At 60.1% G+C, this 20944-nt stretch carries 17 protein-coding genes; 15 read left to right on the top strand and 2 right to left on the bottom strand.

The annotated features are described in order from the left end of the window. Positions 1-107: 107 nt before the first annotated feature. Entirely contained in the window at positions 108-941 is an 834-nt protein-coding gene (gene phhA, locus IWX87_RS13450; RefSeq protein WP_196864034.1) for a phenylalanine 4-monooxygenase, read from the bottom strand. Positions 942-1087: 146 nt separating this feature from the next. Further along, positions 1088-2212, bottom strand: coding sequence for a 4-hydroxyphenylpyruvate dioxygenase (hppD, locus tag IWX87_RS13445; protein WP_196864033.1), 1125 nt, complete (start codon positions 2210-2212; stop codon positions 1088-1090). 110 nt (positions 2213-2322) lie between these two features. Here hppD and IWX87_RS13440 point away from each other — a divergent pair, with 110 nt between their 5' ends. From IWX87_RS13440 to IWX87_RS13370, 15 genes are all read left to right on the top strand, one after another. Next, positions 2323-2796: an Lrp/AsnC family transcriptional regulator gene (locus IWX87_RS13440; RefSeq protein ID WP_196864032.1), complete on the top strand. Its 474-nt coding sequence runs from the start codon at positions 2323-2325 to the stop codon at positions 2794-2796. A gap of 271 nt (positions 2797-3067) precedes the next feature. After that, complete coding sequence (locus tag IWX87_RS13435; protein WP_196864031.1) at positions 3068-3808, top strand: GNAT family N-acetyltransferase; 741 nt, start codon at positions 3068-3070, stop codon at positions 3806-3808. 391 nt (positions 3809-4199) lie between these two features. Then, positions 4200-5075, top strand: coding sequence for an HlyC/CorC family transporter (locus IWX87_RS13430; protein WP_196864030.1), 876 nt, complete (start codon positions 4200-4202; stop codon positions 5073-5075). 34 nt (positions 5076-5109) lie between these two features. Beyond that, a complete protein-coding gene (gene lnt, locus IWX87_RS13425) occupies positions 5110-6780 on the top strand; it encodes an apolipoprotein N-acyltransferase (RefSeq protein ID WP_196864029.1) in 1671 nt (556 codons plus the stop codon). 94 nt (positions 6781-6874) lie between these two features. Then, complete coding sequence (glyQ, locus tag IWX87_RS13420) at positions 6875-7813, top strand: glycine--tRNA ligase subunit alpha (protein ID WP_196864028.1); 939 nt, start codon at positions 6875-6877, stop codon at positions 7811-7813. 3 nt (positions 7814-7816) lie between these two features. Beyond that, the gene (gene glyS / locus IWX87_RS13415) at positions 7817-9949 is read left to right on the top strand and encodes a glycine--tRNA ligase subunit beta (protein ID WP_196864027.1); all 2133 of its coding nucleotides are present in this window, start codon (positions 7817-7819) and stop codon (positions 9947-9949) included. 7 nt (positions 9950-9956) lie between these two features. Continuing rightward, a complete protein-coding gene (locus tag IWX87_RS13410; protein ID WP_196864026.1) occupies positions 9957-10607 on the top strand; it encodes a hypothetical protein in 651 nt (216 codons plus the stop codon). A 10-nt stretch (positions 10608-10617) separates the two neighbouring features. Further along, complete coding sequence (gene gmhB, locus IWX87_RS13405; RefSeq protein ID WP_196864025.1) at positions 10618-11190, top strand: D-glycero-beta-D-manno-heptose 1,7-bisphosphate 7-phosphatase; 573 nt, start codon at positions 10618-10620, stop codon at positions 11188-11190. Positions 11191-11318: 128 nt separating this feature from the next. After that, complete coding sequence (locus IWX87_RS13400) at positions 11319-12086, top strand: 1-acyl-sn-glycerol-3-phosphate acyltransferase (protein WP_196864024.1); 768 nt, start codon at positions 11319-11321, stop codon at positions 12084-12086. Positions 12087-12259: 173 nt separating this feature from the next. Beyond that, positions 12260-13051: a M48 family metallopeptidase gene (locus tag IWX87_RS13395; RefSeq protein WP_231374784.1), complete on the top strand. Its 792-nt coding sequence runs from the start codon at positions 12260-12262 to the stop codon at positions 13049-13051. A gap of 106 nt (positions 13052-13157) precedes the next feature. Then, positions 13158-13598, top strand: a complete 441-nt coding sequence (locus tag IWX87_RS13390) for a response regulator (protein WP_196864022.1) — start codon at positions 13158-13160, stop codon at positions 13596-13598. Between the two features lie 122 nt (positions 13599-13720). Then, entirely contained in the window at positions 13721-17947 is a 4227-nt protein-coding gene (locus IWX87_RS13385; RefSeq protein ID WP_231374790.1) for a PAS domain S-box protein, read from the top strand. 137 nt (positions 17948-18084) lie between these two features. Further along, positions 18085-18726 (top strand): response regulator, encoded by a 642-nt coding sequence (locus IWX87_RS13380; RefSeq protein ID WP_196864020.1) that lies wholly within the window; start codon positions 18085-18087, stop codon positions 18724-18726. A 54-nt stretch (positions 18727-18780) separates the two neighbouring features. Then, positions 18781-20340: an ATP-binding protein gene (locus IWX87_RS13375; RefSeq protein WP_196864019.1), complete on the top strand. Its 1560-nt coding sequence runs from the start codon at positions 18781-18783 to the stop codon at positions 20338-20340. A 193-nt stretch (positions 20341-20533) separates the two neighbouring features. Then, positions 20534-20929 carry a MerR family DNA-binding transcriptional regulator gene (locus IWX87_RS13370; protein ID WP_196864018.1) on the top strand — a complete coding sequence of 132 codons (396 nt, stop codon included), beginning with the start codon at positions 20534-20536 and terminating at the stop codon, positions 20927-20929. Positions 20930-20944 lie beyond the last annotated feature (15 nt).

The following is a 20944-nucleotide window of genomic DNA, read 5'->3' as shown; positions in this document are numbered from 1 at the left end:
GAGCAGTATTTAATGCTACTGAATTAAGAGCTGCCGGGGCTTATGCAATATGCGCCAGCAGCACTTTTGATGCAAAAAACCCGTTTTCTTTTCAGGGCGCTTGGGCGTTAGCCTGCCTGGGAATGTCCTGCATTCAGCGCCTGGTAAAGCGGCTTGAAGTCGGGCTCGGTCAGCGCCCGCAGCGTGTCGAAGCTGTCGATCACGAAATACTGTTGCTGGTAGCTGTCGATCTTGTAGCTTGACGCCATGCAGCGCAGCAGGTCGGCCGTGTTTTGCAACGGCGTGCGCCGGGGCTCTGGCGACTGCACGCAATGCGCCAGTTCGCCCGGACTGCTCAGAAGCCCCGCACCATAGGCCCGCATCTGGCCGTTGGCCTGCGCGTCGCGCATCAGCCCGAACTCGATGGTGTACCAGTACAGGCGCGACAGCATCTCCACTGCGCCGCGCACCGGCTCCGGCCCGTGTTCCAGCGCATGCGCCTTCAGCGCGCCTTCGCCATAGGCCTGGATGTGGTCGGCATAGCGCTGCTCGAACAGCAGCGGCACATGGCCGAACAGGTCGTGGAACAGGTCCGGCTCGACGATGTAGTCAAACTCCGCCGGTGTGCGTATCCAGTCGGTCACTGGAAACTTGCGCGCTGCCAGCAGGCTGAAGAAGGGCACCTCGGGAATCAACCCGGGCACGCCGACCAGCTGCCAGCCGGTCGCCGGGAGCAGGCGCGCGTTGATGTCCTCGAAACGCGGAATCGCGTCGCTGGCACCCAGGTGCGGCAGCGCGTCGATGAAGGCGCTGCAGGCCAGCCCCGGCAGCAGCGCCGACTGCCGCGCATACAGGCGGCGATAGGTGTCGTGGTGCGCTTCGGTGTAGGCGGCATAGTCCTGCGCGCAGGTGAAGTCGCTGCCGGCGCGGCCGTAGTCACCCCGCGAAGATGTGGCCCCCACGCTCCCCGCTTCGCGTGGTTCGCTGCCCCCCGAGGGGGCCGCTGCGCCTGCAGTCCGGCAAAGCCGGTCCTGCGGCCCCGGCTGATCCAGGGCGGACTTGTTCAAAGCTCTTGCGCTTCCCGCAGCGCGTGGTTCGTTGCCGGTCATCATGCTTTTTCCAGCACGCCGCGGCGCATCTGGTCCAGTTCGATGCTTTCGAACAGCGCCTTGAAGTTGCCCTCGCCAAAGCCCTGGTTGCCCTTGCGCTGGATGAATTCGAAAAAGATTGGCCCGAGCTGGTTCTCACTGAAAATCTGCAGCAGCAGGTCGCCCGGCTTGCCGTCCACCAGAATGTTGCGCGCCTGCAGCGATGCCACGTCCTCGCCGTGCCCCGGAATGCGCGCATCGAGCAGTTCGTAGTAAGTGTCACCGGTGTTCAGGAGCTTCATGCCGGCGAACTGCAGCGCATCCACCGTCGCCGGCAGGTTGCTTGACCCCAGCGCGATGTGCTGGATGCCTTCGCCCTGGTAAAGGTCGAGGTATTCCTGGATCTGGCCGGCTTTTTCGTTGCCTTCCTCGTTGATCGGAATGCGGAGCTTGCCGCAGGGGCTGGTCATGGCCTTGCTTTTTACGCCGGTGGAATGGCCTTCAATGTCGAAGTAGCGCACCTCGCGGAAGTTGAACAGCCGCTCGTAAAAACCCGCCCATTCGGCCATGCGGCCCCGGTGCACGTTGTGCGTCAGGTGGTCGATGTAGGTCAGGCCATGGCCGGCCGGGTTCAGTTCGGCCCCGGGCAGGGGCTCGAAATCAACGTCGTAAAAGCCGATGTTGCCAATGTCCCCGGGCTGTGCGCCGTTCTTGCCGCGCCAGCGGTCGATGAAATAGATGATCGAGTCGCCGACCCCTTTGATCGCCGGAATGTTCAGCTCGCCCGGCGCCGCTGTCTGGGCATAGCCCCAGGCACCCAGTGCAATCGCCCGCTCGTAGGCCGCCTTGGCGTCCTGCACCCGGAAGGCGATGGCGCAGACGCTGGGGCCATGCTGGCGCGCAAAGCGCTGGGCGAATGAGTCGGGCTCGGCATTCAGGATGAAGTTGATGCCGCCCTGGCGGTACAGCAGCACATTCTTGTGCCGGTGCCGCGCAATCGCCTTGAAGCCCATGCGCTCGAACACGGCCCCCATCGCCTTGGGGTCGGGTGCGGCATATTCGATGAATTCAAAGCCGTCGGTGCCCATCGGGTTGTCCCAGGTTGCCTCAGCTTGAGCGGCTTGGGTGGAAAGAGGCTGGTTCATGGTTGTCTCCGTGGTTGGTGGGTCTACTCTAGGCGCACTGACGGTATGGATTCATGCAAATCAAGGCGCGTGCTTTCTACTTGACGCAGGAAAGCTGCAAAATAGGCAGGATGCAGACACTTGACAAGCTTGACCGGCAGATCTTGCGCAGCCTTCAGGCCGATGGCCGCGCCACCTACGACCAGCTGGCCGCTGAGGTCGGCCTGTCGCCCAGTGCCGTGCTGCGGCGCGTCAAGCGGCTGGAGGAAACCCGCGTGATCGACCGCTACGTGGCGCTGGTCAAGCCCGAGTCGGTCGGGCTGGGGCTGACGGCCTACATCACCGTGCGGCTTGAAAAGCACCTGGAAAGCCACAAGCGCAACCCGATGGACCTGTTTCGCGCCAGCGTGCAAACCTGGCCCGAGGTGGTCGAATGCGCCGCGCTGACCGGTGAGATGGACTATCTGTTGCGCGTGCTGGTGGCGGACATGGCGCACTACAGCCGCTTCATCATGGACACGCTGCTCAAGCACGCCAGCGTGCAGGACTGCAAGACCAGCTTTGTGCTGGACCGGGTGAAGTCCACCACTGCCGTTCCCTTGTGATGCGATGCATCAAATTGTCAGCCGCATCTGCCGCGCTATTTTGGCGACCGCCAACCAGCAAAATGGCGTTGTTGCACTGCAACATTTTGTATCCGTAGTATTACCTAGCGTTGAATTGCGCTGACATGCAATTGCTATGATTTTTATAGCTACTAATTGATGCAGTAATTGCGCAAAGTAGCGATTTGATTGATGTTAAAGGCTTCTCTATTGCTGCAGGGCTTTGTGCTGCCGGCACATGAGATATAGGGATAACCCTTATATTAGAGGCATGGTCCATCCCGCCACACTTTTAAAAGCATCCTTGATGGCGAGCAGGGCATTTTTTCGTTCGCCGGCTCCGGGTGTTGTGCCCCGCCTTCCGGTGACTTCTGCCGCGCCGTCGGTGGTGGTGCCGATCCGCTCCATCGGTCCGCGCCACACTGACCGTATTGCTTCGCATCTGCTGGCGCTTGAGCCTCAGGATCGTTACCTGCGTTTTGGTTATTCCGCCAACGACGAGCAGATCCGGCGCTATGTTGCCGGGCTCAATTTCGAGCGAGACGAGATTTTCGGGATCTACAACCGCAACCTTGAACTGATCGCCATGGCGCACCTGGCTTTTTCCACTGATCCCGAACTCCAAAGCTGCGCAGAATTCGGCGTTTCCGTGCTGGCCCATGCACGCGGCCGGGGTTATGGTGCGCGCCTGTTCGACCGGGCAGCGATGCATTCGCGCAATGAAGGCGTGAAGATGATGTTCATCCATGCGCTGAGCGAAAACACCGCCATGCTCAACATAGCCCGCAAGGCCGGCGCCACCGTCGAGCGCGACGGTTCGGAAACCGAGGCTTACCTCAAGGTTCAGCCGGCAGATCTGGACTCGCGCGTGAGTGAAATGCTCGACGAGCAGATTGCGCAGACCGATTACCGGCTCAAGGTTCAGGCCAAGAAGTTCTGGGATTTCCTGGCGCTGCTGCAGGAAGTCCGTCGCGGCGTGCGTGACAGCCGGGACCGCATGAGGGTGTATTAAGCCCCCACGGTCGCCCACTGCGTGTGGCTTCCTGCCCCCCGAGGGGGCCGCTGCGCCTGCGGTCCGGCGAAGCCGGTTCCGCGGCCCCTGCTGGTGAATGGGGTTCCTGCGCTTCCCGCTGCGTGTGGTTCGTGGCTTCCCCTGCGGGAGCGCTGCGCCTGCGGCCCGGCGAAGCCGCTTCTGCGGACCCGGCTGGTTTGAAGTCGATTTTTTTATACGCCCCATTGGGTAGGTTTCGTTGTCCCAGTGAAAGGTGCTGCGTCTTTGGTCCGGCGTTGCACGTTGCGGGCTGTTCAGCCGTTTCAATCGCAGACTTGGGTTACCCAAACTTCCGGGTGGTCAAAAAATTTCGGCTATCCTAGACCGCTTCTCCACTACCGACCGCCCCTACGTGTCCGATGTTCCTCCCAGTCGGTCTTTCAAGACCGAAGACAAGCGCGGCTTTTTGCAAAAGCTTGCGGAAATGCTCCACCCAGGTCCCGATTCCAGGGACGAGCTGATCGAAACACTGGTGGAAGCCCAGGGCAACGATGTCATTGGCCAGCAAAGCCGGGAAATGCTTGAAGGCGTGATCCGCATGGCCGACATGACGGCAGGCGATGTGATGGTCGCCGCGCCACGCATGGACCTGGTGAACATCGATGCGCCGTTCGACGAACTGCTGCACCTGATCATCGACACCGCGCACTCGCGTTTTCCGGTCTACGAAGACGAAAAAGAAAACATCATCGGCATCCTGATGGCCAAGGATTTGCTGAAACTGCAGCGTGCGCCCGAACTCAACATCCGGGCGCTGTTGCGAGCAGCTGTGTTCGTGCCTGAAAGCAAGGGACTGAACGAGTTGCTGCGCGAATTTCGCGTCAACCACAACCACCTGGCCGTCGTCATCGACGAGTTTGGCCGCGTTGCCGGGCTCATCACCATCGAGGATGTGCTGGAGCAGATCGTCGGCGAGATCGAGGATGAATTCGACATCGAAGAAGACGTCGGCGACATCTTTGCCCTGACGGACCACACCTACCGGGTGAGTGGCGACACGGCGGTTGAGCGGGTCAATGAATCGTTCGAGGTGCTGCTGCCGGAAACCGACTTTGAGACCATCGGCGGTCTGGTTGCGCATGAAATGGGCCACGTTCCCAAGCGCGGCGAGCATTACGCGCTGGCCGGCCTGCAGTTCACGGTGCTGCACACCAAGGGCGGCGCGGTGCGCTGGTTCAAGGTGTCGCCAGCGGCCGTTGCGGCGGTCCCGGCAAGCGACGCGCCGTGAGCCGGTCGATGGGCTGTCTGTCCGTGTGGGGCGCATGAGCCCTTTAGCGGCGCAACGCTTCGGCGCCCAAGGCATCCGGCGCATCGCCCCGCCGGCTGTCAACCGGCTGTCATGGCTTCAAGTTGCCATCGTCCTGGTGGCCGGTGGTTTGCATGCCGTCAGCATGGCCTGGCCTTTTCCCTTGGGTGCGTCGGTGCTCGGCCTGGTCCCGGGCCAGCCTGCGGGATGGCTGCAACTGCTGGCGCTGGCGCTGCTGGCCGGGCAACTCGATGGCACCGAAAACTGGCGGCGCGGCGCCTGGCTGGGCGGCCTGTTTGCCGTGGCCATGCAGTGCGCCACCTCCTGGTGGCTGTTTATTTCCCTGCATGTGTACGGCGGACTGGCCGCGCCGCTGACCGTGCTGGCAATTGTGCTGCTGTTTGCCCTGCTAGGGCTCTACTACGCTGCCGCTTCTGCACTGTTTGTGGCTTTTGCGCCCATCCAGACTGCATGGCGTGCTCTGTTTTTTGCGGCGATGTGGCTGCTGGCCGAACTTGCCCGGGTCAAGTTCTTTACCGGCTTTCCGTGGGGTGAGGGCGGTTATGCGCATGTGGACGGCTGGGCCAGGCCGCTGGCCGCGTGGGTCGGCGTGCATGGCCTGACCTTCATCGCCGCGTCGGTTGCCGCCTGGCTGGCGTTTTGCCTGCTGGCGCCCCGGACGCGCTGGCGCTCGGCGCTGGCCGGCGTGGTGGTCAGCGCCGCCATCGCCTGGCTGCCGGTGTTCAATGTCGGCGATGTCGAGCCTGACCTGGCGCTGGCGCAACCGATGTCGGTCACGCTGCTGCAGGGAAATATTCCTCAGGACGAAAAATTCGTCAGCGGTACCGGTGTGGCCACCGCGCTGCGCTGGTATGGCGAGCAACTGCAGGGCGCCAAAGGCGCACTGGTCGTTGCCCCCGAAACGGCGCTGCCGATGCTGCCGCAGCAATTACCCGATGGCTACTGGCAGGCACTGCAGGCGCGCTTTGCCAGCGGCGACCAGGCCGCGCTGATCGGCCTGCCGCTGGGCGACTTCAATACCGGCTACTCCAATTCGGTACTGGGATTCAAGCCCGCGCCTGCTGGCCAGCCGGTCCCGCTGGAGCCGCCCGCACTTTACCGCTACGACAAGCACCACCTGGTGCCTTTTGGCGAGGTCATTCCGACCGGTTTTCACTGGTTTATCCAGCTGATGCACATTCCGCTGGGCGACTTCAACCGCGGCGCCGTCGGCCAGCCGTCGTTCGCCTGGCAGGGCCAGCGTTTGGCGCCCAATATTTGCTACGAAGATCTGTTTGGCGAGGAACTGGCCGCGCGCTTTGTCGATGCGGGGCAAGCGCCGACGGTGTTTGTCAATGTCGGCAACATTGCCTGGTTCGGCAACACCGTGGCAATTGACCAGCATTTGCAGATTTCCCGCATGCGCGCGCTGGAGTTTGGCCGGCCGATGATCCGCGCCACCAACACCGGCGCCACTGTCATCATCAACCGCCTTGGCGAAGTCACGCATGCGCTGCCGCGCCACACCCGGGGCACGCTGAGCGGCGACGTAAAGGGCCGGAGCGGCATCACGCCGTATGCCTGGTGGGCTGGGCGTTTCGGGCTTTGGCCGCTCTGGGGCCTTGGCCTGGCGGCGCTCGGGCTGGCGCTGTTTTTCAGGCGCCGGGGCAGAATTGTGGCCGCGTAAAATGCACTTTTGTGCAATGCCATCCCCGGCATTCCCAACTCCATGATTTTTCGGTGCCTTGACGCGGCACCTGCCATTGAAAACAACAATTCCTATGCTCACTTTCCAGCAAATCATCCTGAAGCTGCAGTCTTACTGGGCTGACCAGGGTTGCGCACTTTTGCAACCCTATGACATGGAAGTCGGTGCCGGGACGTCGCATACCGCGACGTTTTTAAGAGCGCTTGGCCCCGAGCCCTGGAAAGCGGCCTATGTGCAGCCCAGCCGCCGCCCGAAAGACGGCCGCTATGGCGAAAACCCGAACCGCCTGCAGCACTACTACCAGTACCAGGTGGTGCTCAAGCCCGCGCCATCGAATATTCTGGAGCTCTACCTGGGCAGCCTGGAGGCGCTGGGTTTTGACCTGAAGCAAAACGACATCCGCTTTGTCGAGGACGACTGGGAAAACCCGACGCTGGGCGCCTGGGGCCTGGGCTGGGAAGTCTGGCTCAACGGCATGGAAGTCACGCAGTTCACCTATTTCCAGCAGGTCGGCGGCATCGACTGCAAGCCCGCCACCGGCGAAATCACCTACGGCCTGGAGCGCCTGGCGATGTACCTGCAGGGCGTGGACAACGTCTACAACCTGACCTGGACCGAAGGGCTGACTTACGGCGATGTCTACAAGCAAAACGAAGTTGAACAATCAACCTACAACTTCGAGCATTCCGACACCGATTTTCTTTTCACCGCCTTCACCGCGCATGAAAAGCAGGCCAAACACCTGATCGAGCAGCAGCTCGCCCTGCCGGCCTACGAGCAGGTGCTGAAAGCCGCGCACAGCTTCAACCTGCTGGACGCGCGCGGCGCCATCAGCGTGACCGAGCGCGCCGCCTACATGGGCCGCATCCGCAATGTGTCGCGTCAGGTGGCGCAAAGCTATTACGAAAGCCGCGAGCGCCTGGGTTTCCCGATGGCGCCGCGCGAATGGGTCGAGCAGATGACAAAAACAAGCACTGCGACCCCGGCCACCACCAAGAAGAAGGGCGCCTGAACCATGACCTCCCAAAACCTTCTGGTCGAATTGTTTGTCGAAGAGTTGCCGCCCAAGGCGTTGAAAAAGCTGGGTGACGCATTTGCCGGCGTGCTGGCCGAGCAACTCCGGGCATTGGGCCTGGCCACTGCCGAATCGGTCGTCACGGCTTACGCCTCCCCACGCCGGCTGGCCGCGCACATCACCCAGGTCTGGCGCAAGGCCGACGACAAGGCAGTCCAGCAAAAGCTCATGCCGGTGTCCGTCGGGCTGAACGCTGCAGGCGAAGCAATGCCTGCGCTGCTGAAAAAACTGCAGGCGCTGGGGGCTGATGTGTCCGACCCGGTCGCCGCCGTGGCTGCACTTAAACGCGCGCCCGACGGCAAGGCCGAAGCATTGTTCTACGACAGCCTGGTGACCGGCGCCACGCTCGACACCGGCCTGCAAAAAGCGCTGGAAGAAGCGATGGCCAAGCTGCCGATTCCCAAGGTCATGAGCTATCAGCTGGAAACCGACTGCGAACTGCCCGGCTGGAGTAGCGTGAACTTCGTGCGCCCGGCGCACGGGCTGGTTGCGCTGCACGGCAGCACCGTGGTGCCGGTCAGGGTGCTGGGGCTCAAGGCGGGCAACTTCACCCACGGCCACCGCTTTGAAGCCGCCGTTGACCCGGTGGTGCTGAGTGACGCCGACAGCTATGCGGTGACGATGGAAATCGACGGCGCGGTGATTGCCAGCTTTGCCCAGCGCAAGGCCGAGATCGCCCGCCAGTTGGCCGACGTGGCTGCAGAACTGGGTGGCGGCGTCCAGCCGATCGAGGACGATGCGCTGCTCGACGAGGTGACAGCGCTGGTCGAGCGGCCCAATGTGCTGGTCTGCGAATTTGAACAAGAGTTTTTGGGCGTGCCGCAGGAATGCCTGATCCTGACGATGAAGGCCAACCAGAAGTACTTTCCCCTGCTGGACGCTGGCGGCAAGCTGACAAACCGTTTTCTGGTCGTCAGCAACATCAGCCCGGAAGACGCCAGTGCGGTGATTGGCGGCAACGAGCGCGTGGTGCGTCCGCGCCTGGCCGATGCCAAGTTTTTCTTTGACCAGGACCGGAAAAAGACGCTGGCGTCGCGCGTGGCCGGGCTGGACAAGGTGGTGTATCACAACAAGTTGGGCTCACAAGGCGAGCGCGCCGAGCGCGTGCGGGCCATTGCCCGGGCCATCGGCCATCAACTTGGCGGTGATGCGCTGGCTGCGCAAGCCGATCAGGCCGCGCAGCTGGCCAAGAGCGACCTGGTCACCGACATGGTGGGCGAATTCCCGGAACTGCAGGGCACCATGGGCCGCTATTACGCGCTCAACGATGGCCTGAGTCTGGACGTGGCCGACGCGATCGAAGACCATTACAAGCCGCGTTTTGCCGGCGATGAACTGCCGCGCAACCTGACCGGTGTGGTCGTGGCGCTGGCCGACAAGCTCGAAACGCTGGTGGGCATGTTCGGCATCGGCAACCTGCCAACCGGCGACAAGGACCCGTTTGCGCTGCGCCGCCATGCGCTGGGCGTGATCCGGATGCTGGTGGAGAAAGACCTGCCGCTGGATTTGAAGGCACTGGTGGCCGGTGCGGCTCCGGTGTTTGGTGAAAAAATCACCGACGCAACGCCGGCATTGACCGATTTCATCTACGACCGCCTCGCCGGCTCCCTGCGCGAGCAGGGCTACAGCGCCCAGGAAGTCGATGCAGTCGTCTCCCAAAAACCGCAGCGCCTGGGCGACGTGGCCCGGCGCCTGTCCGCCGTGCGCGTTTTTTCGGCATTACCAGAAGCCCCCGCGCTGGCCGCCGCCAACAAGCGCATCGGCAACATCCTGAAAAAAGCCCTGGAAGTGGACGCCCATGTCAGTGAACTGCTGCTGAAAGAGCCTGCTGAAATCGCCCTGTACGCGGCCATGAAGGACATCGTTCCTGCTGCCAACGCGCAGTTCGATGCCGGCGACTACGCCGCGTCGCTGCAAACGCTGGCGGCATTGCGCGCGCCCGTCGATGCGTTCTTCGACGGCGTGATGGTCAATGCCGAAGAACTGGACCTGCGGCTGAACCGCCAGGGCCTGCTGAAAAGCCTGCACGACGCCATGAACCGGGTGGCCGACCTGTCGCGCCTGGTAGCCTGAAGCGTCCATGCCTTCGACCGAGCCCCTGAACCGCAACGCACCGGCTCCCGCTGTACAAGGCTGGACTTCGCAGCGCACCGCCTGGCTGATCTTTTGTCCGCCCGCGTTCATGGTTGCGGTGCGCTGGCTGCTGCAACTGGTGGACGACCGCCAGAACACCGTGCCGGCGCTGCCACTGGCGCCGGTGTCGACCACGGCCGGAGCGCTGGACCTGCTCTGGCCCGTGGCGCTGGCACTGGCCTTGCTGGTCGGGGCGGGGCTGGTGATCTACCGGCTGGGCTGGCGGCGTGTCATGCCGGTGATTGGCGCAGCCTGGCTGCTGCTCTGGCTTCTCGGCACCGGCGCGCTGCTGCAGCGCCATTTGAACCGGCAGGGCTTGTTGCTGCAGGGCATGACAGCCGCAGCGGCCGCACCGCAGGCATCGACACGGGCCCGGGTGGTGAGCGCCTATCTCAAGCCGGCCAGCCTGCGCAGCCTGGGCGGCACCGAAATGGTGCTGCAGATTGACGGCCTGGACATTCCGAACCGCCTGCTGCTGGACGATGCCGGTGCTGCTTCGCTCAAGCCAGGCGACACGCTGGCGCTGCAACTCGCCCCCGGCCGCTTCAACGGTCTGTTTGTCACCGGCTGGCAAGCTGCGCCGTCCGTTTCCCCTTGATGAAAACCCCATGAAACTTGTCATCCTTGACCGCGACGGCACCATCAACAGCGACAGCGACGACTTTGTCAAAACGCCGGACGAGTGGCTGCCGCTGCCCGGCGCGCTGGAAGCGATTGCCCGGCTCAACCATGCCGGCTGGCACGTGGTAATTGCCTCCAACCAGTCGGGGCTGGGGCGCGGCCTGTTCGACGTGGAGTCGCTCAACGCCATGCATGCCAAGATGCAAAAACTGCTCGCCGTCCAGGGCGGGCGCATCGATGCGGTGTTTTTCTGCCCGCACACCGCCGAGGAAAACTGCAACTGCCGCAAGCCGCGCTCAGGCCTGTTCGAGCAGATCGGCATGCGTTTTGGCGTGCAACTCGCGGGCGTTCCGACGGTTGGCGATTCGGTGCGCGACGTGATAGCTGGCGCAGCTGCCGGTTGCGAGCCGCACCTGGTGCTCACCGGCAAGTCGAAAAAATTCCGGGGCAGTGCGCCGCCCGAAGGTTTACCGCCGGGCACGCTGGTGCACCAGGACCTGTCTGCGTTTGCCGATTTCATTCTGATGCGCAGTGAGCAGACGCGACCAACGACCACATGAAAATAATAGCGGCTTGTGCAAGGCCAGTATGCGCAAGCGCACTAAAACCCACTGAATTTCAGGCTTGAGGCACACATGTGTCGCATCAAGCTCGACAAGCTACCAACCCAACCGCCGGAAGTTTCGCCATGCCCCTGATTCGCTCCATCCTGCACATGCTGTGGCTGATCCTGACCGTCATTCCCTGGGCGCTGTTTGTCGTCATTGCCTCGCTGTTTGTCAACAGCACGACGATGTACTGGATGTGCGCCCGCTGGCTCAAGCTGGCAGTCGACAGCGGCACGGTCATCCTGGGCATCCAAAACCGCATCACCGGCATGGAAAACCTGCCGACCGGGGACAAAAGCGCGGCCGTGCTGCTGTGCAAGCACCAGTCGACCTGGGAAACGCTGACCATGCCGGCGATCATGCCTCACCCGCTGGCTTATGTGTTCAAGAAGGAACTGCTCTACATCCCGTTTTTCGGCTGGGCCATGGCGCGCATGGACATGATCCACATCGACCGCAGCCAGCGCACACAGGCTTTCAGCAAGGTCGTGGCGCAGGGCAAGCGCCTGATGGCAAAGGGCACCTGGGTGATCATGTTTCCCGAGGGCACGCGCATCAACCGGGGGCAAAAAGGCGTGTACAAGTCGGGCGGCACCCGCCTGGCAATCGAGACCGGCGCGCCGGTGATCCCGATTGCCGTGACCTCGGCCAAATGCTGGCCGCGAAAAGCCTTCATCAAGCGGCCGGGCATCGTTGACATTTCCATCGGCAAGCCGATTCCCAGCGCCGGTCGCAAGCCCGACGAGCTGATGCGCGAAGTCGAAGCCTGGATCGAGGCCGAAATGCGCCGGCTCGACCCTGAGGCCTACGCCGACCGCGACGCCATGCCGGCCAGGCCCCGTTCCTGAAGGAGGCCAGGGTGGCTGCCCCGTCACGTCAACCCGTTGGCAAGGCGCGCAGGCTTGTGCAGTTGGCGCTCGACTTGTTCGCGCCCGGGCCCGAACTGACTTTTGGGGTCAAAAAACGGGTTGATTCAGTGTCAAATAAGCCATTTCCGCACGTGGATAATGAGTTTAATGCTATGAAAATAATAGCTAATCCGGATTCTCTGGTAACAGCGGCTTTCCGACACCCGCGCGCCACGCGCGAAATCATGCTGGCCGGTCAGCTGGTGGCGTATGAAGTCAGGCGCCGAAAGCGCCAGACCATCGGTTTTTCCGTGGGCCGCGAAGGTCTGAGCGTCAGCGTGCCGAAATGGGTGCCCCTCGCGGAAATTGAACAGGCCGTGCTGGGCAAGTCGGGGTGGATCGTTAAAAAACTGCATCAAGCGCGCGAACGGCACTGTCAGCAGGCATCTCAGCGTATCGACTGGCAGGATGGCGCCGTGGTCCCTTTCCTGGGCGAGCCGGTGCGGCTGGCGCTGGATGCGACCCAGCCGCACAGCGCCCTGGACGGCAAGGCCGTCGGCGAAGGGGCAGTGCGCGTCCTGCGCCTCAAGCTGCCGGCGGATGCCTTGTCGTTCCATGTCCAGGCCAGCGTCCAGGCCTGGGTGATGCAGCAGGCGAGGCTGTTTTTTAAAGCCAGACTGGACTTTTTTGCGCCGCAACTCGGCGTGCAGTGGCGCAAGCTCAGCCTGTCCAGCGCCGTTACGCGCTGGGGCAGTGCCAGCAGCAGCGGCGCAATCCGGCTGAATTGGCAGCTGATGCACTTGAACCCGGCCTTGATCGACTATGTGGTGGTGCATGAACTCAGCCACCTGCGTTTCATGGACCACAGCCCGCGTTTCTGGGCCACTGTGCAAAGCGTCATGCCTGGCTATGCCGCGTTGCGTCGGCAACTTAAAAACGAAGTAATCAGGCAAAGACAAGAATAAAAAGCAGTCAACAAGCTGTTGTAAAAAAAAGAAACTTTTGAGACATTATTAAAATTGGAAGCCAATCAAAATTGGCTAAAATTCACGACTAACTATGGAATCAAGCATGTCCGATAAGCTGATACTGGTGGTTGAAGACAACCCGGACCATCTGGAACTGACGGTATTGACGCTTGAAGAACTGGGTGTTGACGCAGAAATTGCCGTGGCTTGTGACGGCGCTGCAGCGCTGGACTACCTTTTTGGCCAAGGCAAGCATGCCGGGCGCAATGTCCGCAGGCAACCGTCTTTCATCTTGCTGGACATGAAACTGCCCAAGCTGTCAGGACTGGACGTGCTGCGCAGTGTTCGCAGCAATCCGCTGACCACAATGGTGCCGGTAATCATGCTGACGTCGTCGAGTGAACATTCGGACATGGTCGGCTGCTACCAGAGCGGGGCCAACAGCTTTGTGCGCAAGCCTGTCGATTTTGTCGACTTCACGGAAAAGTTGAACCGTCTGCAGGCCTACTGGCTGGGCGTCAATGAGTCCCTTGCGGCTGTCTGACGCCACGGCTGGCTAGCCGTTCGTTGGGTTCTGTCATTTGCCTGTCGATGGTTCGCTGACTGTTCGCCGATTGAAGGCATGATGTGAAAAAGTTTGACATCACGCTGCGCATTCGCCTGGTCATGCTGGTGTTGGCGGCCATTGTTCCCTTATTCGGGCTGGCCGTCGTCGGCGCGGTGCTGACATCCGACAAAGCCGTCAGCCAGGCCCGGAACAATCTGGAATTCTCTGCATCCCTGGTTGCCGCCACCCAGGAGCGCGTTGCCGCATCTGCGCATCAAATCCTGACCGCCATTGCCAATATGCCGGTCGTGCAGCTTGGCAGGGATGCAGATTGCCAGCAGTATCTGCAGGTTCTGAACCCTCAGGCGCTAGGGTATGTGAATCTCGGCATTGTGGGCATTGACGGCTATTTGCGTTGTATTGCCATTGAGGGGCGCCCAGGCGAATTCGCCGGGGACCGCCCTTATTTCCAGGAAGCCATTGCACGTCAGGGCTTTGTGGCGAGTGGTTTTTCAAAGGGACGCGTCAGCGGAATGCCCGTGGTTGTCTTTGCCCAGCCTGTTTTTAATAAACAGCGGAGCATCAGCGCTGTCGCCTTCGCTGCTGTCAGCTTGGGAGAACTTTCAAAATCCCTTTCCGATGCACCCTTGCCAAAGGGCACACACTTTGTCGTGACAGACCGCCAAGGCATTGTGTTGACCGCCAATCTTGAAAATCCCATGGCGATCGGGCAAGCACTGCGTGATCCTGCGCTTCTGGCAGCGGTCAAAGCAGGTGTGGCAGGGAGATACGAGGGCAAGGACTTCACAGGTACGCAACGGATTTATGCCTTTCAGCCCAGCGGCAGGACTGCTGAAGTGCCGTTTTTTGTGGCGGTCAGTGTGGACAAAGGCGAAGTGCTTGCGCCTGCCCGTCAGCGGCTGGTGCTGGTTTGTCTTGCACTGACGCTGGTCGCCATTTTTGGAAGCTGGATTGCCTGGATGCTGGGCGGTCGCGCCATTGTAAAGCCCGTCGCTGAAATTCTGGCTGCCACGCGCCAGCTCCAGGCGGGACGGCTTGAGGTGCGCATTGCGCTGCAGTCTGAAGATGATCCGAATGAATTGACGCAAATCTCGACGGGTTTCAATCGCATGGCCGAATCCTTGCAGGCGAGTCAGCTGGCGCTTGAAGATGAGTTGGTGCGCAGCAAGTCGATACAGGAAAAATTGCAGCATGCGCAACGCGCTGCGCGCATCGGTTACTGGCAGTTTGACCTGGTCACCGGGCAGCTTCGCCTGTCCGACGAGATTTTTGAATTTCTTGGTATTGACGCTTCTGTGTTTAAAGGAGATCTTGGCAGCCTGCTCAAGCGGGTCCACCGCAGCGATCGGGAGGCCTTCAAGGCCGCATGCGATATAGCCATTCGAACCGGGACCAACCTGGACATTGAATTTCGCGTGGTGGTGTGCGGCGGAGCTGTTCACTGGATTCATCAGTTTGGCCTGGCCAGTGCCAGCAGCGAAGCCATGCAGTCCATGCAGCGCACCGGAGTCATTCAGGACATTACCGCGCGAAAAAATGCCGAACTGGCCATTACCCGCAGCACCGAACTGCTGAACCGCATGGGAGAGCTGGCCAAGGTGGGGGGCTGGGAGCTGCTTGTCAGCAGCATGACACTGAGCTGGTCGATAGAAACCTACCGTATCCATGGTGTCGATCCTTCGCAGGATGTCTGCTTCGAAGATGCCGTCAAATTTTTTGAAATCGATGGTCGGCGCGTGTTCAGGGCGGCAGTCCGATCAGCCATCGAAAACGCAACAACATGCGATATCGAGCTTCCTCTGGTCACTGCCACGGGACGGTTGATCTGGGTGCGCATCCAGGGCTATGCCCAGCTCGAGAACGGCAAGGTTGTACGGTTGATGGGGGCAATTCAGGACATCACCGCGCAGCATCAGGCGCACGCGCATGCGCGCTTGCTGGAAACCTGTCTTTCCCACCTGAACGACGTGGTGATGATCACCGAAGCCGGATCGGTCGAGACGCCGGAGCCGCACATCGTTTTTGTCAATCATGCCTTCGAGCGCATGACCGGGTACAGCCGTGAAGAAGCAGTGGGAAAGTCGCCGCAATTTCTGCTGGGCAACAACACCCAGCACAGCGAACTTGACCCCATACAGAAAAAGCTTGAAAAAGGGCAACCGGTCCGGTCCGAACTGGTCAGCTACACCAAAAATGCAAGCGAATTCTGGGTCGAAATGGACATTGTTCCCCTCGCAAACGAGAAAGGTGGGCTTACTCACTGGGTGGCTGTAGAACGCGACATCACCGAACGCAAACGGGCTGAGCAAGCGCTCGTCAACAGCGAACAGCGTTATGCCGCACTGTTCAATACAGCGCCGGTTTCCATGTGGGTCTACGACATTGCGACCAAACGCTATCTCGCCGTGAACGAAGCTGCCTGCCAGGCTTATGGGTATTCGGAAACAGAATTCCTGGCGATGAGCATTTTTGACATGCGACCCGCCGCTGAACATGAGGAACTGCGCCGGTCGCTGGGCAATCCGCTGCGAAAAAATGCCGAGTGGCACGATATGCGCAAGGATGGTTCACTGTTCGCGGTCGAGACGGTTTCCCAGCCTGTGCAGTATGCCGGCCGAAATGCGTGCTTTGTCATTGCATTGGACAAGACCGCCCAGGAAAAAACCGAAAAGGATGCGCAGGAATATTTGTTCACCCTTCAGCGCGCGGCAGATGCCGCCCAGGCCATCATCTGGCATCAGACGCTCGAAGGGACCATGCAGGAGATCGCCGAGCAGGCACGAGGCGTTATCGGTGCGCACCAGGCAGCCGTGTGCCTGAGCGCCAACAGCATGTATCCACAAACAATGCATGCGCTCTCGCTCTCGCAAAAGTATGAATCTTATCGCCGCCTGGCAAAGCCGACCGACGGCAGCGCCATCCATGCCGACGTCTGCGAGAACAACCGTGTTGTACGGATGACCCAGGCCGAACTTGAATCGCACCCCGGATGGCGAAATTTTGGCAGCTACGGGGGCCTGCCTCCTCCCGTGCGGGGATGGCTGGCTGTCCCATTGATGAGCCGGAACGGAAAAAATATCGGTGTCCTGCAACTGTCTGACAAATACGAAGGCGATTTCACCAAGCAGGACGAATACGTTGCACTGGAATTGAGCCACCTGGCTTCAGCCGGCCTGGAAAACTCGAAACTCCTCGAGGAAATCGGTGGACTGAATGAAGGCTTGGAACAGAAAGTAGCTGAACGAACAGCTGCGCTGGTGCGCCAGGAAGCATTATTTCGGGCGCTTTCCGAGCAGGCCCCGCAGATGGTCTGGACTGCCAGCCCGGACGGGCGGGCCACGTACTTCAACCGGGCATGGTTTGACTTGATGGGCGGAACACTGGACGACTGGAGCGGTTACCAATGGCTGACGGCTGTTCATCCGGACGATGTTGCTGATGTCAAGTGTGCATGGGCCGTTTCCAGGAAAAACCAGTCCGCGTACGCGGGACTTCGGCGATTTCGGGCCAGCGATGGCGTTTTTCACACGATGGCTTACCGCGCATCCCCGGTGATGGATGAAAACGGCGATTTGGCTTTCTGGGTTGGAATCGATGCAAACATCACGGAAGTCAAAGCCATTGAAGCGGCATTGCGGCTGTCGAATCAGGAACTGGAAGCCTTTTCATATTCCGTATCCCATGACCTTCGCTCGCCGCTCAACACCATCGATGGATTCAGTCGGCTGCTCGCCAAGGAGTTGACGCCACATATAGCAGGGAATGTCGGTGACAAAGTGGGCCATTACCTGACACGTATTCAGGCAGGCGTGGCACAAATGGGGCAGTTGATCGAGGATTTGCTGTCCCTGTCACAGGTCTCTCGAGCGCCCCTGCACAGAGCATCTGTAGACCTGTCCCTTATGGCGCACAAACTGCTGCAGGAATGGCGCACCCGCGAACCTGAGCGGAAGGTGAGCGTGACAGTGGAAAATAAACTGCAGGCGCATGGCGATGAACGACTGGTCCAGGTTCTCATGGAAAACCTGCTGGCGAATGCGTGGAAATTCACCGGGCAAAAGGCGCAGGCTGAAATCAGCGTTGGTCAGCAACCTGACCATGCAGGTTTGCCGGTCTATTTTATAAAAGACAACGGTGCCGGCTTTGACATGGCTTACGTCGACAAGCTGTTTCATCCATTTCAACGGCTGCACAGTGCGTCTGAGTTCTTGGGGACTGGCATCGGCTTGGCCACTGTCAGCCGCGTTGTCAAGCGCCACGGGGGCCGCATTTGGGTTGAGTCAGCTCCGGAATGTGGCACGACATTTTTCTTCACTCTGTCCTAGTCCAACACACGCCAAGCGGCATCAGTTGTTGTCTGATTGTGTATTTGAATGTGAATTTTGCCCCTATCAAAATAAAATTCACTAAACTGATTAAGATTACAACTGTGACAAATTTAAACCATTTTTAAAGTCCCTTGATGTCGCGTGAACCAAAAACTTTCGAAGCTGCCATTACCGCCACTGATTTTTCCAGCGATGATTACTGCGGGACCAGCTATGCAGCCAAGATGCTGGGCTTGTCCGTGGCCACAGTCCAGTCGCTGGTTGAAAAAGGTGAAATCGATGCCTGGAAAACGCTCGGTGGTCATCGGCGCATTGCCCTGCAATCGCTCAATGCCTATCTGGCCAAGCACAGTCCACAACTTTCGCGTGCCGATCTTCACCCGAAGCACCGCTTGCGCGTGCTGGTGGTCGAAGACGACGAGGCAACGCGTGACCTGTACCGATGCCATTTTGACGAGTGGGACCTGCCGGTTGACTGCACCTGGATGCCATCGGCGCTGGATGCCCTGATGGACATTGCAAGCATGCGGCCTGACTTGCTGATTGCCGATTTGTCCATGCCAGGCGTCGACGGAATCGAGATGCTCAGGACCATTAAGCGAAACCAGCAACTTGCAGACATGCAGATTGTGGTGATCAGCGGAATGGCGGTGGAAGCCATTGCTGCTCGCGGCGGTCTTCCGCCACAGGCACGCCTGGTTCAAAAGCCGGTCAATTTCGACTGGCTGCAAGGTTATGTCACGGCACTGGTCATGGCCAATGCCAAGTGGCGCTGACCTGCTTGCCGATGCTTATTCCAGACCCTGACCACCTGCGCGCGTTTGCATGCCATGACCCGATTTCTGGACAATTCTCAGTCAAACCCGCCAGACAACGTGCCCGCAGACAACCCGCATGATGTCAACGCCATCGTGCCACCAGCACGGCATGAATGGGGCGTTGGGGACCTGACGCTGGACGGCATCGTTCTGCTTGACCAAAAGCTCGTGATTGTTGACGCCAATCCACGCGCTCTCGTTTTTCTGCACACCTCCCTGTCTGCTATCAGCGGCTACAGCCTGTGGGATGTTGTGTCGCAGGAGATCGCCAGCCAGCATGAAGAGGCAGCCGAACGGGCACTCGCGGATTCGGACCAATACGTTTTCGTTATCCATGAAAGTCATACGAACAGCTGGGCTGAATACACACTGCGGCGATGCGCTGCCGGTTACATCGTCAATCTGCGCGAAGCGGGACCGGCGCAAAAATACCAGCGTCTGCTGGAAGACAGCAAGCGCTACAACCAGTTGATCTTTGAAGCCAATCCGAACGCCATGTGGGTATTCGACCGGACTTCACTGCAAATCTTTGCGGTCAACCAGGCCGCCATCAGGTTTTATGGAATCGCGCGAAAGACCTTTACGACGCTTGGTATGAATGCGCTTTTCCCCGAGGGAGAAGGCGCTGAATTGCTGGATTCGATGCATGTCGGCAAGGAAGGCCAGTCCGAGATGCGGCTGTGTCGGCAGAAAAGAATGGACGGGAAGGAAGTCCTGGTAGAACTCGCCTGGAGCCAGGTCAAGTGGAATGGTAGCCAGGCGATGCTGGTCAGCCTGGCGGACACCAGCGACCGGCACATTGCCGACACGGCCCTCAAAAAATCGAATGCCGAACTGCAACAGACCCTGCTCGTGCAACAGGCCGAACTGAAAAATGCCAGGCATGACCTGCTCACCTTTACCCAGGCAGTCTCTACCGACCTGCAGGATTCGCTGCATGTAGCCCAGGGTTTTGCGGCCAGGCTGGCTGAAAAGTATTCTCCGGTGCTGGACGATCAGGGCCTGCACTACGTCAAGCGCATTCAGTCCAGCATCAGCCAGCTCGCCAGGCTGGTGGATGACCTGCGAACGCTGGCCCAGTTGCCGCTTCGCTCCGGTACGCTGGAGATGGTTGATCTGGCACCCGTCTGTCGCTCCCTGTTCGCCGATCTGCGCAAGCTCAATCCGGACCGGAATGTGACCATCGAAATGGACAGCAGCCTGACAGTCGTCGGAAACCGGGGTCTTCTGGTAACTGCCTTGCACTGCCTGCTGGACAATGCCTGGAAATTCAGCGACAAAAAAAGCGAAGCCTGGATCAAGGTCGGGCTGCTGCCTGGCAAGCAGGCGGACGAATTGACCCTGGTGGTGGCAGACAACGGCGCAGGGTTCGATCCGGTCTACAGTGGCAATCTGTTCACGGCGTTTCAGCGCCTCCACTCTTCCGCCGACTTCCCCGGAAATGGGCTGGGGTTGGCCATCATCAAGCGTGTGGCGCAATTGCATGGCGGTACGGCATGGGCTGAAAGCCCCGACCACATGGGCGCAAGCTTCTTCATGTCGCTGCCGCAAATGCAACCCGTCGTTTCCTGAGCCTGGTTTTCACCATCGGCGGTGCGGTGCATAGTGACAAGACTGTTTTCAGCGCGCGACCTGAAAACCAGCTTCTTCCATTAACGTTATATTTGACGTTTACGTAAACGTAAGACGCCACGGATTGCGGTTGCAGCTTGGCACCGGTTTGCGTTGTTGTGTTGTTGCTTTAATTGGGCTTTTATTTCCTCTCATGGCCACTACTTACACCATCAGCGATCTCGCCAAAGAGTTTGACCTGACCACCCGCGCCATGCGCTTTTACGAAGACATGGGACTGCTTCAGCCTGGCAGGGAAGGGCCAGGCGGACGCAGTCGCGTCTATTCGGCGCGCGACCGAACCCGGCTCAAGCTCACGTTGCGTGCCAAGCGCCTGGGGCTTTCCCTGGTTGAGGCCAAGGAAATCATCGACTCTTACGACAGCCCGCGCGACACGGCGCCACAACTGAGGAAATTCCTGGACATCCTGACCGATCACCGCCAAAAGCTTGAAGCGCAGCTGGCCGATCTGCAGTCCAATCTGGACGAACTTCGCGTTCGTGAGAAAGAAACCAGAATGCTGCTTTCAAAGGCTGAAAAGTCAAAATAAGCGATAATTAACGTT

The organism is Polaromonas sp. CG_9.7 (genome assembly GCF_015752205.1).
Classification (GTDB): domain Bacteria; phylum Pseudomonadota; class Gammaproteobacteria; order Burkholderiales; family Burkholderiaceae_C; genus Polaromonas.
This window is presented reverse-complemented; position numbering and strand designations above follow the sequence as displayed.

Excerpts from the sequence above, each read along its gene's own strand:
- hppD (WP_196864033.1), bottom strand. The coding sequence starts at position 2,212 with ATGAACCAGCCTCTTTCCACCCAAGCCGCTCAAGCTGAGGCAACCTGG.
- IWX87_RS13440 (WP_196864032.1), top strand. The coding sequence starts at position 2,323 with ATGCAGACACTTGACAAGCTTGACCGGCAGATCTTGCGCAGCCTTCAG.
- IWX87_RS13435 (WP_196864031.1), top strand. The coding sequence starts at position 3,068 with ATGGTCCATCCCGCCACACTTTTAAAAGCATCCTTGATGGCGAGCAGG.
- lnt (WP_196864029.1), top strand. The coding sequence starts at position 5,110 with ATGAGCCCTTTAGCGGCGCAACGCTTCGGCGCCCAAGGCATCCGGCGC.
- glyQ (WP_196864028.1), top strand. The coding sequence starts at position 6,875 with ATGCTCACTTTCCAGCAAATCATCCTGAAGCTGCAGTCTTACTGGGCT.
- glyS (WP_196864027.1), top strand. The coding sequence starts at position 7,817 with ATGACCTCCCAAAACCTTCTGGTCGAATTGTTTGTCGAAGAGTTGCCG.
- IWX87_RS13410 (WP_196864026.1), top strand. The coding sequence starts at position 9,957 with ATGCCTTCGACCGAGCCCCTGAACCGCAACGCACCGGCTCCCGCTGTA.
- gmhB (WP_196864025.1), top strand. The coding sequence starts at position 10,618 with ATGAAACTTGTCATCCTTGACCGCGACGGCACCATCAACAGCGACAGC.
- IWX87_RS13400 (WP_196864024.1), top strand. The coding sequence starts at position 11,319 with ATGCCCCTGATTCGCTCCATCCTGCACATGCTGTGGCTGATCCTGACC.
- IWX87_RS13395 (WP_231374784.1), top strand. The coding sequence starts at position 12,260 with ATGAAAATAATAGCTAATCCGGATTCTCTGGTAACAGCGGCTTTCCGA.
- IWX87_RS13390 (WP_196864022.1), top strand. The coding sequence starts at position 13,158 with ATGTCCGATAAGCTGATACTGGTGGTTGAAGACAACCCGGACCATCTG.
- IWX87_RS13385 (WP_231374790.1), top strand. The coding sequence starts at position 13,721 with ATGCTGGTGTTGGCGGCCATTGTTCCCTTATTCGGGCTGGCCGTCGTC.
- IWX87_RS13380 (WP_196864020.1), top strand. The coding sequence starts at position 18,085 with ATGTCGCGTGAACCAAAAACTTTCGAAGCTGCCATTACCGCCACTGAT.
- IWX87_RS13375 (WP_196864019.1), top strand. The coding sequence starts at position 18,781 with ATGACCCGATTTCTGGACAATTCTCAGTCAAACCCGCCAGACAACGTG.
- IWX87_RS13370 (WP_196864018.1), top strand. The coding sequence starts at position 20,534 with ATGGCCACTACTTACACCATCAGCGATCTCGCCAAAGAGTTTGACCTG.